General features: G+C 72.5%; 16 protein-coding genes. 7 read left to right on the forward strand and 9 right to left on the reverse strand.

What is annotated here, in order from left to right; translation table 11 throughout:
* Positions 1-50: 50 nt before the first annotated feature.
* The 7 genes from AB0J10_RS29210 to AB0J10_RS29240 all read right to left on the reverse strand — a co-directional run bounded on the left by AB0J10_RS29210 (position 51) and on the right by AB0J10_RS29240 (position 6,752).
* Positions 51-1,052, reverse strand: a complete 1,002-nt coding sequence (locus tag AB0J10_RS29210; RefSeq protein ID WP_363065732.1) for a hypothetical protein — start codon at positions 1,050-1,052, stop codon at positions 51-53.
* A 131-nt stretch (positions 1,053-1,183) separates the two neighbouring features.
* A complete protein-coding gene (locus AB0J10_RS29215; protein ID WP_363065649.1) occupies positions 1,184-2,434 on the reverse strand; it encodes an HD domain-containing protein in 1,251 nt (416 codons plus the stop codon).
* On the reverse strand, positions 2,431-3,813 hold the full coding sequence (locus AB0J10_RS29220) for an HD-GYP domain-containing protein (RefSeq protein ID WP_363065651.1): 1,383 nt from the start codon (positions 3,811-3,813) through the stop codon (positions 2,431-2,433). The genes AB0J10_RS29215 and AB0J10_RS29220 overlap by 4 nt, the downstream gene beginning before the upstream one ends.
* A gap of 208 nt (positions 3,814-4,021) precedes the next feature.
* Positions 4,022-4,339: a mycothiol system anti-sigma-R factor gene (gene rsrA / locus AB0J10_RS29225; protein ID WP_138053267.1), complete on the reverse strand. Its 318-nt coding sequence runs from the start codon at positions 4,337-4,339 to the stop codon at positions 4,022-4,024.
* Positions 4,336-5,148, reverse strand: a complete 813-nt coding sequence (locus AB0J10_RS29230) for a sigma-70 family RNA polymerase sigma factor (protein ID WP_363065653.1) — start codon at positions 5,146-5,148, stop codon at positions 4,336-4,338. Before AB0J10_RS29230 ends, rsrA begins: the two co-directional genes overlap by 4 nt.
* A 110-nt stretch (positions 5,149-5,258) precedes the next feature.
* Positions 5,259-5,894: an alpha/beta family hydrolase gene (locus AB0J10_RS29235; protein WP_363065655.1), complete on the reverse strand. Its 636-nt coding sequence runs from the start codon at positions 5,892-5,894 to the stop codon at positions 5,259-5,261.
* Between the two features lie 42 nt (positions 5,895-5,936).
* Positions 5,937-6,752: an SOS response-associated peptidase gene (locus AB0J10_RS29240; protein WP_363065657.1), complete on the reverse strand. Its 816-nt coding sequence runs from the start codon at positions 6,750-6,752 to the stop codon at positions 5,937-5,939.
* A gap of 49 nt (positions 6,753-6,801) precedes the next feature.
* Between AB0J10_RS29240 and AB0J10_RS29245 the strand changes: the two genes are divergently transcribed.
* The 4 genes from AB0J10_RS29245 to AB0J10_RS29260 all read left to right on the forward strand — a co-directional run bounded on the left by AB0J10_RS29245 (position 6,802) and on the right by AB0J10_RS29260 (position 10,357).
* Positions 6,802-7,494 (forward strand): M50 family metallopeptidase, encoded by a 693-nt coding sequence (locus tag AB0J10_RS29245; RefSeq protein WP_363065659.1) that lies wholly within the window; start codon positions 6,802-6,804, stop codon positions 7,492-7,494.
* A 68-nt stretch (positions 7,495-7,562) separates the two neighbouring features.
* The gene (gene aroA / locus AB0J10_RS29250) at positions 7,563-8,903 is read left to right on the forward strand and encodes a 3-phosphoshikimate 1-carboxyvinyltransferase (protein WP_363065661.1); all 1,341 of its coding nucleotides are present in this window, start codon (positions 7,563-7,565) and stop codon (positions 8,901-8,903) included.
* A gap of 15 nt (positions 8,904-8,918) precedes the next feature.
* Positions 8,919-9,929 (forward strand): ribosome small subunit-dependent GTPase A, encoded by a 1,011-nt coding sequence (rsgA, locus tag AB0J10_RS29255; protein WP_363065663.1) that lies wholly within the window; start codon positions 8,919-8,921, stop codon positions 9,927-9,929.
* A gap of 104 nt (positions 9,930-10,033) precedes the next feature.
* Positions 10,034-10,357: a multidrug efflux SMR transporter gene (locus tag AB0J10_RS29260; protein ID WP_363065665.1), complete on the forward strand. Its 324-nt coding sequence runs from the start codon at positions 10,034-10,036 to the stop codon at positions 10,355-10,357.
* On the opposite strand, the gene AB0J10_RS29265 is transcribed toward AB0J10_RS29260, so the two are convergent.
* A complete protein-coding gene (locus AB0J10_RS29265) occupies positions 10,323-10,946 on the reverse strand; it encodes a TetR/AcrR family transcriptional regulator (protein ID WP_363065667.1) in 624 nt (207 codons plus the stop codon). The genes AB0J10_RS29260 and AB0J10_RS29265 overlap by 35 nt on opposite strands.
* A gap of 141 nt (positions 10,947-11,087) precedes the next feature.
* On the opposite strand from AB0J10_RS29265, the gene hisN reads away from it, so the two are divergent.
* Both hisN and AB0J10_RS29275 read left to right on the forward strand, forming a co-directional pair.
* Positions 11,088-11,885 (forward strand): histidinol-phosphatase, encoded by a 798-nt coding sequence (gene hisN, locus AB0J10_RS29270; protein WP_363065669.1) that lies wholly within the window; start codon positions 11,088-11,090, stop codon positions 11,883-11,885.
* 172 nt (positions 11,886-12,057) lie between these two features.
* On the forward strand, positions 12,058-12,465 hold the full coding sequence (locus AB0J10_RS29275; RefSeq protein ID WP_363065671.1) for a CBS domain-containing protein: 408 nt from the start codon (positions 12,058-12,060) through the stop codon (positions 12,463-12,465).
* An 84-nt stretch (positions 12,466-12,549) separates the two neighbouring features.
* Here the strand turns inward: AB0J10_RS29275 and AB0J10_RS29280 are convergent, their stop codons facing one another.
* Positions 12,550-14,028 (reverse strand): catalase, encoded by a 1,479-nt coding sequence (locus AB0J10_RS29280; protein WP_363065673.1) that lies wholly within the window; start codon positions 14,026-14,028, stop codon positions 12,550-12,552.
* A 125-nt stretch (positions 14,029-14,153) separates the two neighbouring features.
* Here AB0J10_RS29280 and AB0J10_RS29285 point away from each other — a divergent pair, with 125 nt between their 5' ends.
* Positions 14,154-14,579: a Fur family transcriptional regulator gene (locus AB0J10_RS29285; RefSeq protein ID WP_363065675.1), complete on the forward strand. Its 426-nt coding sequence runs from the start codon at positions 14,154-14,156 to the stop codon at positions 14,577-14,579.
* Positions 14,580-14,722 lie beyond the last annotated feature (143 nt).

Here is a 14,722-nt window from a genome sequence, read left to right on the forward strand (position 1 = left end):
CCTCAAAACCGTCTCGATGACCCGTACAGCCTACGGCCCGGCGGCAGTGGTCAGCAGACCTCCTCGAGATCGCGCCACTCGCGGCTGTCGGGGCTGTCGGCCACCCAGCCGTCGAGGAGACCCCGTACAAGCGCGGCGGGGGCGGCGATTCCGCACTCCCGCTCCGGCACCCACAGCTCACCGGCCGTGCGGTGGCCCAGCGGACCAGGATGGCCCGGCTCGCTGTGGTCGTGCGGGTCCAGGTGCTCCCCGTCCCCCTCGGCACTCGGCATCACGCCCTCGGAACAGGCCCGGCAGAGCAGCCGCACCGACGAGGACCAGTCCTCTGCCGCGAATCCGGCGTCTGCGGCCAGCTGCTCCAGCGCGTCCCGGTCCTCCTCGGTCGCCGCCTCCAGCAGCACCACCCACGTCGGCACGGGCGAGGGCGCCCAGAGCTCGATCTCGTCGAAGACGGGGAAGCTGTGCCCCGCGGCGGTGGTGCGCTCGCCGTGCGGGACTCCGTCGTGGAGGACGACCTCGCCCCAGCGCCGGCCGGACGACGGCAGCGGGATCGACAGCACCTCTATCCGCGCGGGGTCGAGCCTGCGGCCCCACACGACCTCGGCCTCGCCCTCGGGCGACAGCCGCACGGCGGCACTGCCCAGCTCCATGCCGACCGGCTCAGCGACCGCCGCCGCCCCGCCGCCTGCGGCCCGGGGGCCGCCGGGCACCTTCAGCCCGTAGGCCTGCCAGGCGCGCCGGGCCAGCGGCCAGTCCTGCAGGGCCGTGGCGGCGATCCCCACGTTCCACCAGTCGGGGGCACCCGTCTCCTTGTCCAGCAGCGCGACGGCCCGCAGGCCCGCCGCGCGGGCCTGCTCCCAGTCGTGGCGGAACTTGTGGAGGAGCGCCAGGTTGAACCAGGACTCGGAGAGCCAGGGCTCCAGGTCCGCCGCGCGCGTCAGCAGCGCGCCGGCGTCCTCGTACCGGCCGTCGCCGATCAGCGTGAACGCGCGGTCGGTGGCCTGCCGCCAAGAGGCGGAGGGCCGATGCCGTACCTTCCCGAAGATCCTCACGATTCCCGCCTGCCGGTCGCTCGGGTCATTGCCCCCGGACATTTCCTCAGCGTCTGTGTGCCGCTGTCTCCCAGTGGTCCTTCTTTCGCATCCAACCATGCCCGGTCGGACGCCCGCTCATTACCCATGGGTTACCCAGGCTGAGCGGGACCGAGACCCCCGCGCGACAGCACACGGGCCAGGGCCGCCACGACCTCCGGCTGGTGGTCGTGCGCGGTCCCCAGCCGGAGCTGCTCCAGTGCGGCGAGCCCGCTCCCCGCACCGTCACCGGTGAGATCGTCGTACGCGTTGACGGTACGGACGATACGGGCGGGCAGCGGCTGCTCGCGGTACGGGTCGGCCTGCCGCTCCACCACCACCGCGACGGCCCGCGGAACCCCGGTCTGGCGGACGACGGCGCCGCCCAGCAGGGCGATCCTGCGCTGCTCCTGCGCGGGCAGCACGGCGGTCGCCCCGTCCGGTACGGGGTCCACCAGGGAGAGCTGGCCGATGTCGTGCATCAGCGCCGCGTACTCCAGAACGGTCAGGTCCGGGCCGGAGAGCCCCAGCTCACGGCCGACCGCCTCGCTCAGGGCCGCGACCCGGCGCGCGTGCCCGTGGGGGGTGTAACCCGCGATCTCGGTCGCCCGTGCGAGTGAGGCGATGGTCTGCCGGTACGTCGTACGGACCGTCGCGAACCGCCGGAACGACAGCTGCGCGAGCAGCAGCGGCAGACAGAACACCGGCAGCGCCCAGAGTCCGGCGACGGCCGTGCCGAGGGCCATGACGGCGCCGGTCGCACAGACGGCGGAGCCGATGCCGAGGAGCGAGCGCAGTTCCTCCCGCAGCAGCGGCCCGAAGGGGTAGCCGGTCCCCGCACGCACCATCAGGGCCGCGAGCACGGCGTCGCACAGGGCCGTGAGCACCAGTACGAGCAGTACCACCAGGACGTGACCGGGGCCCGCGGCGAGCCCCTCCCCCGGCCCGCCCGGCTCGTGGAGGGGCTGGAAGCAGACCGCGGCGAACGTGACCGTGATCACCCTGCGGGCCACATGGCCGAGCGCCGGTCCCCCGCCCCGGGCGACGTGGGGCACGGCGCCGGCGAGCGCACCGGCCGTGACGACGACGACGACCTGTGGGACGCCGTGCGTGGTGGCCTCCCCGGCGTTCTCCGCGAGCAGGGCGTAGGCGAGCGCGGCGGCCGCACCGAGGGGAGCCGGTTCCCGCTCGCCCGGCAGGGCTCCCCGGCGGGCGAGTTCGCCCAGCGCGACGAGCGTCCCGAACGCCAGGGCCACGACGGGCTCCGCGACGCCGTGCCGGCCCGTCCACCCGAGCCCGGCGACGGCGAGCAAGGCCGCCGACGTGTGCACGGCGATGACGACTCCAGGCGCCCGGGCCCTCATCCGTCCCTCCGGTGCCGGGCGGCGGGTGCCGTCTTCCGCAGGTCCGGAATACCGCCCCGTCCGCGGGGCGGCTGGGCGGGCACGGCCGGCTCGTCCGCCGTGACGGAGGTCTCCCAGCCGTGACGGTCCAGCGCGCGGACGAGGGCCCGGACCATCCTGGGGTCGAAGTGGGTGCCCGCGCACCGCTGGAGCTCCTCGACCGCCGTGGGCACGGGCCGCGCCCTGCTGTACGAGCGGGTCGAGGTCATGGCGTCGAAGGCGTCCGCGACGGCGACGACCCTGGCGACCTCGGGGATCTGGCGGCCGGCGAGTCCGTACGGGTAGCCGCTGCCGTCGAGCCGCTCGTGGTGGTGGAGGATCGCCGCGCGGGCCTCGCCGAGGAAGCCGATGCCGCGGACGATCTCGTGACCGTACTCGGGGTGCAGCTCGATCACCCGGCGTTCCTCGGGGGTCAGGGGGCCGTCCTTGCGGAGCACGCGGGTGGGGACGCCGAGCTTGCCCACGTCGTGGAGGATGCCCGCGAAGCGGAGCACTTCCAGCCGTTCCTCGTCCATGCCCAGCTCGCGCGCGATCAGCACGCTGGCCCGGCCCACCCGCTCGCTGTGCCCGCGGGTGTACCGGTCCTTGATGTCGACGGCCTGGACGAGGGCGCGGATGGTGGACCGGTGGGCGCCCTGCTCGCGGTGGTACTGCGCGAAGACCCAGCACGAGATGTACATGGGCAGCAGCACGAACAGGGCGGCCGGCGGCCCGTAGGGGCTCCGCCAGAGCACCGCCGTCATCAGCCCCGCGAGCCCGTGCACGAGGTGCGGGCCGAGCGAGGCCGCCGGCAGCCCCCGCCAGGCGGCCCGTGCCGGTACCCGCTCGGCGGTGGCGAGGATGCCGCCGTCGAGCGCGGCCAGGACGAGGCAGAACGTCAGCGCGGCGGCCGCGGCGGGAAGCAGCGCGTACGGGAGGGCGGGGCCCGCGAGGGCGGACGGACCGCCGCACAGGGCGGCCGCACCGGACGCGGCCGCCGCCGCCAGGGTGAGCCGTGCCGCCCGCCACAGGCGCCGGACGCCTCCCGGGTGCTGCTCCACGCGGGCGAGCAGGGCCCCCGGCACCGCGGCGAGCGCGGCCCCGGCGGGTGGCAGCAGCAGCGCGGCGGCGAGCAGGACGGGGAAGAACGATCCGGCACCGACCGGTACGGCCCCGCCGAGCGTCCGCCCCAGGAAGGGGCAGCGCCCCGGTGCCTCGCACAGGGCGTAGAGCCCCGCCAGCAGTGCCACGGTGGTCCAGGGCGTGTCCGCCCCCGGGAGCAGGGCCGGCAGGGCGCACGCTCCGGCGCCCGTCACCGCGCACAGGATGTACGCGCGCGCCGCTCCCGGAATGCGTCTCACCCGCTGTCAGCCTCCTCGGCAGCCCCCGAACAGAGCGTCAGGCTAGCGAGTCGTCCACGTCAGGACGTTCGGTTGCGGCCGATTGGCACCATCGGGTGACAGGCGCGGGCCCGTGCCGGTGCCGCGCGCGGGGGAGCACCGCTCCCGGGCACGGCGAAGGGGCGGGACCCCACGGTCCCGCCCCTGACCCACGCTCCCGGCGGGCCGGCTACTCGGCCGGACTCGGCACGTCCGCCGGACCGGCCGTCACATCGTGGTCGGGCACGGCCTCGCCTGCCCTGATGAGCTCGATCCGCCCCATGACCTTGGCGCGCAGGTCCACGGGCACGTCGTCATGGCCGCAGCAGCGCTTGACGAGCTTCTTCACCGCCTGCTCGAGGCCGTACTTCTCCAGGCACGGCGAGCACTCCTCGAAGTGCAGCTCGAACTTGGTGCAGTCGGCGTCGGGCATCTCACGGTCGAGGAACTCGTACAGGTGGTCGAGTACCTCCGCGCAGTCAGTCTCGTGCGGCTCTCCGCAGCTCATGAGCCCGCGCCTTTCCGATCGTTCGTCGACTCCCCCGCGCCCGCGGGAACGAGCCCGCGCTCACGGGCGTAGTCCTCGAGCATGCCGCGCAGCTGGCGGCGGCCACGGTGCAGTCGGGACATCACCGTGCCGATGGGTGTCCCCATGATGTCCGCGATCTCCTTGTACGCAAAGCCCTCGACGTCGGCGAGATAGACGGCGATGCGGAACTCCTCGGGGATCGCCTGCAGGGCCTCCTTGACGTCGGAGTCCGGCAGGTGGTCGAGTGCCTGGGACTCGGCCGAGCGCAGCCCGGTCGACATGTGCGACTCGGCGCGGGCGAGCTGCCAGTCCTCGATCTCCTCCGCGGCACTGCGCTGCGGTTCGCGCTGCTTCTTGCGGTACGAGTTGATGAAGGTGTTCGTGAGGATGCGGTACATCCACGCCTTGAGGTTGGTGCCCTCACGGAACTGGTGGAACGAACCGTAGGCCTTCGCGTACGTCTCCTGTACGAGATCCTCGGCGTCTGCCGGATTGCGCGTCATACGCAGGGCGGCCGAGTACATCTGGTCGAGGTAGCCGAGAGCGTCCCGCTCGAACCGCGCGTTGCGCTCGGCGGCCGTCTCTTCCGTGTGGCCGTCGTCGGTCCCAGTGACCGGACCCACCTCCTCCAACGCTGTGACGGGACCGAGACCGGACCCGCTCGAATCGGAGGATAGACGACCAACCGCTCCGCCCGCCGCCCGAATCGTCGCCGCCTTCGGCGCAGGCAGCACGGTCCAGTCCAGGTCGGCGGCCTGCGACCGGTTCGGGCAGATGGTCGAACCCATGCGACGGACTCCCTCTCCACGCTCCTGTGCTGACGTGCTGCACAACAGGGAGCGCACCCTCCGCTATTCCCGGCCGCCGCACCGGCCCCGCCCACGGTCCGCACCTGGTCTCACATCCGGGCGGCGATCCACTCCCGGACGGCGTCCACGACGGTTCCCAGCGCCTCCTCCTGGGTCAGCGCGGCCCGCCTGGGTACCGAGAGCCCGTGGTCGGCGTCCGCCACCTCGACCAGCTCGTACGCTCCGTCCGGGAACTCCTCCGGCCTGCCGAACGGATCGTTGCCGCCCTGTACGACCAGAACCGGCACCCCGGCGCCGAGGAGCTCGTCCGCGCGGGACCTCTCCGGCCTTCCCGGCGGATGCAGCGGGAAGCTCAGCGCGAGGACGGCACGGGCGCCCAACTCACGGGCGGTCCGGCAGGCCACGCGCGCACCCGCGCTGCGTCCGCCCGCGACGATCGGCAGGCCCCTCTTCTCCAGGGCCGGCCACAGTCCGCGCCAGCCGGTGTCCAGGGTCTTCGGAGCCGGCGCGACCTTCTTGCCCGCCACCCGCCACGGCTGCTCCACCAGGGCCACCGTGACCCCGGCGGGGGGCAGCCCGACCGCCAGGGCCCGCAGGTCCTGTGCGCCGATGCCGCCGCCCGCGCCGTGGCTCACCGCCAGCACGACGCGGGCCCGGCCGGGGGCCGGATGCCAGGTGACGCGGGCGTCCCCGGCGGGTGTTTCGACGATCTCGCTCTGTGTCACGGGAGCAGTGTCACACCGCGGGACCGGGAAGCGCCGTAAGGATCAGAAGAGCGTGCCGACCTCGGGGGCCTCCAGCTCCTCCAGCAGCTCCGGCCCGTTGTTGCGGACGTTGGAGACGGCCACGCCCACGGGGTAGGCGCGCATCAGCCCCGTGGGCGGCGGCGCCAGCAGTTCGCGCAGCTCGTCCGGATCGGTGCGGGCCGGGTCCAGCCAGGCGTCCCAGCGGTCCTCGGTGAGCATCAGCGGCATCCGCGGGTGGATGTCGGACAGCGAGCGCGGGCCCTCGGCCGGCGCGACCCCGAGCGGCCCGCTCTCCGCCTCCGTGGTGATCACCGAGCAGGTCACCCACCAGGACTGGGGGTGGTCGTCCGGCAGCGTCCGGTCGCGCCAGAACTCGTACAGCCCCGCCATCGCGAAGACGGAGCCGTCGGCCGGAGTGACGAAGTAGGGCTGCTTGCGCGGCCGCTTCTTCCCCCCCTTCACCTCCAGCTCCCGCTCCTCGGTGCCGGTGACCCACTCGTAGTAGCCGTCCGCGGGCAGGATGCAGCGCCGGGCGGCGAAGGGCCGGCGGAACGAGGGCTTCTCGTGGACGGTCTCGGCCCGGGCGTTGATCATCCGGGCCGCGCCCTCGGGGTTCTTGGCGAAGGACGGGACGAGTCCCCACCTGAGTTTGCGCAGCTGACGAACCGGACGGCGGTCGTCGGCGTCCTTCAGAGGACGTTCGAGAACCGCGTAGACCTCTTTCGTGGGGGCCACGTTCCAGTCGGGTGCCAGGGCCTCCGACGGCTCCCACTTCTCGATCCGGAAGAGTCCGGTGAGGTCCTCGGGCCTGCGACTCGCTGCATAACGTCCGCACATGAGTGCCACACTGCCACGACCCCGAGTCTCCCGAGGAGCCACCCCGGAAATGGTCACACCCGAAATCTTCGGCACCCAGCCGTCCCCCGACCGCTGGCTGGTCATAGGCACGGCCGCGCTCGCCCTGCTGGCGGTCGTCCCGCACACCGCCTGGCGACTGTCCCGCAACGCGATCACCATCGCCCACGAGGGCGGCCACGGCCTGATCGCCCTGGTCACCGGGCGGCGGCTGGAAGGCATCCGGCTCCACTCGGACACCAGCGGGCTGACGGTCAGCCGCGGCAGGCCGACCGGCCTTGGCATGATCCTCACGGCGGCCGCGGGCTACACCGCGCCGCCGCTGCTCGGCCTCGGCGGCGCCTGGCTGCTCGCCGCTCACCGCGTCACGCTCCTGCTGTGGGTGGCCACGGCGCTGCTGATCGCGATGCTGGTGATGATCCGCAACGCGTACGGCGCGCTCACCGTGATCCTCACGGGCGCGGCGTTCCTGCTGGTGTCCTGGCTGACCGAACCGGAGGTGCAGGCGGCGTTCGCCTACGCGGCCGTGTGGTTCCTGCTGCTCGGCGGGGTCCGCCCGGCCTTCGAGCTCCAGGCGAAGCGCCGGCACGGGGGCGCGCCGGACTCGGACGCCGACCAGCTCGCCAGGCTGACGCACGTCCCGCCCGCCATGTGGCTGTTCCTCTTCCATGCCGTATCGCTATGCTCCCTGATCGGCGGCGGTCGCTGGCTGCTCGGTCTGTGACCGATCGGGATGCCCGGTGACCGGTCGGCGAACGCCCGGCGCTCCGTGGGCCCACTAAAGTGAGGGCCATGACCGAGAGCCCCGTGCAGACCGTCCTCTGGACCGCCCCCCACGCCAGTGGGCCCGTCGATGCGACAGTCACCGTTCCCGGATCGAAGTCGGTCACGAACCGTGCGCTGGTTCTCGCCGCCCTGGCCGCCGAGCCGGGCTGGCTGCGCCGCCCCCTGCGGTCGCGCGACACCCTGCTGATGGCGGAGGCGCTGCGCGCCATGGGTGTCGGCATCGAGGAGCAGGTCTCCTCCAGCTCCACCGCGACCGGCGGCCCCGACAGCGGCGAGGCCTGGCGGATCATCCCGGCCGGGCTGCACGGCCCCGCGACGGTCGACGTCGGCAACGCCGGGACGGTGATGCGCTTCCTGCCGCCGGTCGCGGCGCTCGCCGACGGCCCCATCCGCTTCGACGGCGACCCCCGCTCGTACGAGCGTCCGCTCGGCGGAGTGATCGACGCCCTGCGCCTCCTGGGCGCCCGGATCGACGACGACGGCCGCGGCGCGCTCCCGATGACCGTGCACGGCGGCGGGGCGCTGGACGGCGGCACGGTGGAGATCGACGCCTCCTCGTCCTCCCAGTTCGTCTCCGCCCTGCTGCTCTCGGCGCCCCGCTTCAACCAGGGCGTGGAGGTCCGGCACGTCGGCTCGCGGCTGCCGTCCATGCCGCACATCCGGATGACCGTCGACATGCTCCGCACGGTGGGCGCGCAGGTGGACGAGCCGGAGACCGGGGGCGAGCCGAACGTCTGGCGGGTCCGCAGCGGCGCGCTGCTGGGCCGGGACCTGACCGTGGAGCCTGATCTGTCCAACGCCCAGCCGTTCCTGGCGGCGGCACTGGTCACTGGCGGCCGGGTGACCGTCCCCGACTGGCCCGAGCGCACCACCCAGCCCGGGGACGCCCTGCGGCAGATCTTCACCGAAATGGGCGGCTCCTGCGAGCTGACCGGAGCCGGGCTGACCTTCACCGGCTCCGGCCGGATCCACGGCATCGACGTCGACCTGGGCGAGGTCGGCGAGCTGACCCCGGGCATCGCCGCGGTGGCCGCGCTGGCCGACTCCCCCTCCACCCTGCGCGGTGTCGCGCATCTGCGACTCCACGAGACGGACCGCCTCGCGGCCCTGACCAAGGAGATCAACGAGCTCGGCGGCGACGTCACGGAGACGGAGGACGGGCTGCACATCCGGCCGCGGCCGCTGCACGGCGGGGTGTTCCACACCTACGACGACCACCGGATGGCCACCGCCGGTTCGGTCATCGGTCTGGCCGTCGAGGGCGTGGAGATCGAGAACGTGGCGACGACCGCCAAGACCCTCCCCGACTTCCCGAGGATGTGGACCGACATGCTCGCCGGGAACTGAACGGGACGGCACGACATGCGCCGCTACGGCAAGCACACCGACGAGGACGACGTCCGGGTCCGCCCCAACCGCAAGGGCAACCGCCCCCGTACGAGCATCCGCCCGAAGCACGAGGACGCGGCAGAGGGCATGGTCCTGACCGTGGACCGGGGCCGGCTCACCTGCCTCGTGGACGACCGCACGGTCATGGCGATGAAGGCCCGGGAACTGGGCCGCAAGGCCGCCGTCGTCGGCGACCGGGTGGGTCTGGTCGGCGATCTGTCCGGCCGCAAGGACACCCTCGCCCGCATCGTGCGCATCGAGGAGCGAGCCTCCGTGCTGCGGCGCACCGCCGACGACGACGATCCGTACGAGCGGGTGGTCGTCGCCAACGCCGACCAGCTGGCGATCGTGACGGCCCTCGCCGATCCCGAGCCCCGCCCCCGGCTGATCGACCGCTGCCTGGTCGCCGCCTACGACGGCGGCCTGGAGCCGCTGCTGGTGCTGACGAAGTCGGACCTGGCCCCGGCGTCCACGCTGCTGGACCTGTACGGCGCGCTGGACATCCCGTACGTCGTGACCTCGCGCGACGAGCTGTACGCCGGCGAGGCGGCGAAGGTGGTGCGCGAACACCTCGACGGCCGGATCACCGCGTTCGTCGGCCACTCAGGCGTCGGCAAGACCACACTGGTCAACGCGCTGGTGCCGGAAGGGAAGCGCCGCACGACCGGGCACGTCAACGCCGTCACCGGCCGCGGCCGGCACACCACCACGTCCGCCCTGGCCCTGCCGCTGGCGGCCGCCGGCGGCTGGGTGATCGACACTCCGGGCGTACGGTCCTTCGGGCTGCACCACGTCGACCCGTCCCGGGTCATCCACGCCTTCCCCGACCTGGAGCCCGGCACGGAGAACTGTCCGCGCGCGTGTTCGCACGACGAGCCGGACTGCGCCCTGGACGCGTGGGTGGGCGAGGGACACGCCGATCCCGCGCGCCTGTACTCCCTCAGGCGGCTGCTGGCGACGCGGGAGCGACGCGAAGGCGACTGAACCGGGCACGTTTGCGGGCAGCCTCGACCGGCAAGTGCATAATCGCACCAAGTGAGACGAAGCAGTCACTGGGTGCGGGACTGGGGACGCTGGAGGCACTGACCATGGCGTGGCTGCTCGTGATCGTCGCCGGATTCCTGGAGACGGGGTTCGCGATCTGCCTGAAGCTGTCCCACGGCTTCACCCGGCTCTGGCCGACCATCGCGTTCGCGGTCTTCGCGATGAGCAGCTTCGGACTGCTGACGCTCTCCCTGCGCAAACTCGACGTGGGCCCGGCCTACGCGGTGTGGACGGGGATCGGGGCCTCGGGCACGGCGATCTACGGAATGATCTTCCTCGGCGAGGTCGCCTCGACACTGAAGATCGTCTCGATCGGGCTGGTGATCGCCGGCGTCATCGGTCTGCAGCTCTCCAGCCCGGCCCACTGAGAGCCGCACGGACCAGCCGCCCCACGCCATCGGCGGGGCCGGCGACCACACAGGAGAGCGCCAGCCGCACCGCCAGCTCGCAGCGCTCCGCGGCCTCCACCTCCCCCTCGCCCGTCCGACGGCCGGTGCCCGGCACCAGCGCGGCGAGCGAGCGGTCGCGTACCGCGGCGACCAGTTCGCCGGGGGCGGGGTGACCGGCGTCCGCGCGCCGCTGGGCGGGGACGCCCGAACCCCCGTGCCGGGCCGCGGGCCTCGGTGCGGGGAGCCGCTCGTGCCAGGAGCCGGTGAGCAGGGCGCGCAGCAGGGGGCGGGAGCCGGCCTCCGCCACCGTCCACTCGGCCAGGCGGACCAGTTGCTCCGCGTCCCCGGCCCGCTCCGCGAGCACCCGGTCCGCACCCTTGAGGTATGTGTCGGCCTCGCGCCGCACCAACGCCCGGGCGAGGCCGTCCTTGCTGCCGAACTCGTTGTAGAGCGTCTGCCGGGAGACGCTCGCCGCCGAGGCGACGTCGACCATGCGGACGGCGGACCAGGGTCGGCGCTCGAGAGCGGTGAGAGCGGCGTTCAGCAGTGCCTCGCGCGCTGTGGGCATCGTGGGCCTCCCGGGCGGGACGCCTCCGGGCCCCGCGGCTCTTCGCTCAGAGTTGACGCCCGGGCACCCGCTGTCAAGGGCACCGCGGCGCCCTCCGGACGGGCCGGACGGGCGGCGACGGCCCGGGGATAGAGTGCGGACATGGCCGACTACCACGATGATCTGCGCCTCGCCCATGTTCTCGCGGACGCCGCCGACGCGGCGACCATGGACCGGTTCAGGGCACTCGACCTCAAGGTCGAGACCAAGCCGGACATGACCCCGGTGAGCGAGGCCGACAAGGCGGCCGAGGAGCTGGTCCGCCACCAGCTCCAGCGCGCCAGGCCGCGCGACGCGATCCTCGGCGAGGAGTTCGGCCTCGAGGGCACCGGCCCCCGGCGCTGGGTCGTCGACCCGATCGACGGCACCAAGAACTACGTCCGCGGAGTTCCCGTGTGGGCGACGCTGATCTCCCTGATGGAGGCCGGGGAAGGCGGCTACCAGCCGGTCGTGGGTGTGGTCTCGGCCCCGGCACTGGGGCGCCGCTGGTGGGCGGCGAAGGGCGCGGGGGCTTACACCGGGCGGAGCCTGTCCTCCGCGACGCGGCTGCACGTCTCGAAGGTCGCACAGCTGTCCGACGCGTCGTTCGCGTACTCCTCGCTCGGCGGCTGGGAGGAGCGAGGGCGGCTCACCGGCTTCCTCGAGCTGACCCGCGCGGTCTGGCGGACCCGCGGGTACGGCGATTTCTGGCCGTACATGATGGTCGCCGAAGGTTCGGTGGACATCTGCGCGGAGCCGGAGCTCTCCCTCTGGGACATGGCGGCGACGGCGATCGTCGTACAGGAGGCCGGCGGCACGTTCACCGGTCTCGACGGGGTGCACGGTCCTCACAGTGGAAACGCGGCCGCCTCCAACGGCCTTCTGCACGAGGAGCTCCTGGAGTACCTCGACCGGGGCTGAGCCCGGGACCACCATCAGCCGTTACCGGCCAGCGCAACCCTCGCGCTCCCCCCGCGGGCGCCGTGCCCCCTCTTGTTGCCCTGCCGAATCACTGCGACTCTGAGAGTCCCCCTATTTGTGAATTTGTGAATCCCTTCTCGTTGAAGGATTCATCAAGGAGGTGGCTCCGTCCATGCTCGTCCGTGACGCCATGAGCACGGTGGTCCTCACCATCGGCCCCGCACACACCCTCAGGCAGGCCGCTCGACTGATGGCCGCACGACGCGTCGGGGCGGCCGTCGTCCTCGACCCCGACACCAGCGGCCTCGGCATCCTCACCGAACGCGACATCCTCAACTCGCTCGGCGCGGGCCAGGACCCCGACCACGAGTCCGCCGCCGCCCACACCACCACCGACGTCGTCTTCGCCGCCCCCTCGTGGACCCTCGACGAGGCTGCGGACGCCATGACCCACGGCGGCTTTCGCCATCTGATAGTGCTCGACGCCGCCGGACCCGTCGGCATCGTCTCCGTGCGGGACATCATCCGCTGCTGGGCACCGGCCCGACAGCGGACCGAGGCGACGACCCTCGCCGGCTGACCGCGGACACACGAGGGGGCCGGACCTCCCCTGGGGCAGGTCCGGCCCCCTCTCCTACGGCAAGCGATCCAGCGCTGGGTTTCGTCAGCCGCGCAGGGCCTGGACCGCGGCCTCCAGCCGCTTGCCGAAGTCTCCGTCGGCCCGACGGAAGTTGCCGATCGCCCGCTCGGCGATGTCGTCCCGGGAGACCTTGGCGATGGACCCCGCCAGGTTCTCGACCAGGCGGCCCCGCTCGTCCTCGGACATCAGCCGGTAGAGGTTGCCGGCCTGGACGAAGTCGTCGTCCTCGGAGTGGGACGGGGCCTCGTGGTTGCCGGTGCCCCCCGAGACCGGGACCGGCTCCCACAGCGGCCGGTCCGTCTGGAAGGGGCCGCCGAAGCTGTTCGGCTCGTAGTTCTTGGCGCCCTTGTGGCGGCCGTCGTAGAGGAAGCCGTCACGGGAGTTGGTGCGCGCCTCGGTGGCGCGCGGACGGTTCACCGGCAGGTGGTCGGCGTTGATGCCGACGCGGTAGCGGTGGGCGTCGCCGTACGCGAAGAGGCGGCCCTGGAGCATCTTGTCCGGGGACGGGCCGATGCCCGGCACGAAGTGAGCCGGCGAGAAGACGGACTGCTCGACCTCGGCGAAGACGTTCTCCGGATTGCGGTTGAGTTCCAGCCGGCCGATCTCGATCGGCGGGTAGTCGTCGTGCGGCCACACCTTGGTGAGGTCGAAGGGGTTGAAACGGTACGCCGCCGCGTCGGCCGCGGGCATGATCTGGACCTGCACCGTCCACGACGGGAAGTCACCGCGCTCGATGGCCTCGCGCAGGTCGCGCTGGTGGCTGTCCGGGTCCTCCCCCGCCAGCCGGTTCGCCTCGGCCTGGGTGAGGTTCCTGATGCCCTGGTCGGTCTTGAAGTGGTACTTGACCCAGAAGACCTCGCCGGCCTCGTTGCTCCACTGGTAGGTGTGCGAGCCGTAGCCGTTCATGTGCCGGTAGGAGGCGGGGATCCCGCGGTCACCGAACAGCCAGGTCACCTGGTGGGTCGACTCGGGCGACAGGCCCCAGAAGTCCCAGACGTTGTCCGCCTCCTGGCTGCCCGTGTACGGATCGCGCTTCTGCGTGTGGATGAAGTCGGGGAACTTGATGGCGTCCCTGATGAAGAACACCGGGGTGTTGTTGCCGACGAGGTCGTAGTTGCCCTCCTCGGTGTAGAACTTCAGCGCGAAGCCGCGGGGGTCGCGCACCGCGTCCGCCGCGCCGAGGTTGCCCGCCACGGTGGAGAAGCGCAGGAACGTCTCGGTCCGCTTGCCGACCTCGGAGAGGAACTTCGCCCGGGTGTAGCGGGTGACGTCCGCGGTCACCGTGAACGTGCCGTAGGCACCGGCCCCCCGGGCGTGGACCACCCGCTCCGGGATGCGCTCGCGGTTGAAGTGCGCGAGCTTCTCGAGCAGCAGCTGGTCCTGCACCAGGACCGGCCCGCCGGCGCCCGCGGTCTCGCTGTTCTGGTTGTCGGCTACCGGCGCGCCGGCCTCCGTGGTGAGCGGTCCCTGCGTCACGTACGCCTCCTGCGAAAACTGCGTCATTCCCGGCCAGTCCTGTCCTTGGCCAACGATGTTCCTCATCCTACAATGGACTCTGTCTAAATCAAGCAGGCATCCAAACTCACATCGATTCGGGATCAGCTCCCCGGACTGTTAGGCTGATACACATGAGCGACCTGTTGGAACGACTGCGCGGACGCGGCTGGCGTATGACCGCGCAGCGGCGCGTCGTGGCCGAGGTCCTCGACGGTGAGCACGTCCACCTGACCGCCGACGAGGTGCACGCACGCGCCGTCGAGCGGCTGCCGGAGATCTCCCGGGCCACGGTGTACAACACACTGGGTGAGCTCGTCTCACTCGGCGAGGTCCTGGAAGTGGCCACGGACCACCGCGCCAAGCGGTACGACCCGAACGCCCACCGTCCGCACCAGCACCTGGTGTGCGCGAGCTGCGGTGCGATCCGCGACGTGCACCCCGGCGGCAATCCGCTCTCGGACCTGCCCGACTCGGAGCGCTTCGGCTTCACGATCTCGGACGTGGAGGTCACGTACCGGGGCATCTGCCCGAACTGCGCGAGCACTCGGACGCACTGACCCCCGGGTCGGTCACGCGGGGCGGTCCCCGCAGCCGTTGCACGGGCGGGTCGGCCACGATCCGCCCGTTTCCTCTGCGCCTTCGGGCTCTCCGGGCCCTCTTCTGCGGCCGCCCGGCGCCGCCGGACGTCCGGGGGCCGCCG

The sequence above is a fragment of the Streptomyces sp. NPDC049887 genome (genome assembly GCF_040656535.1).
GTDB lineage: Bacteria > Actinomycetota > Actinomycetes > Streptomycetales > Streptomycetaceae > Streptomyces.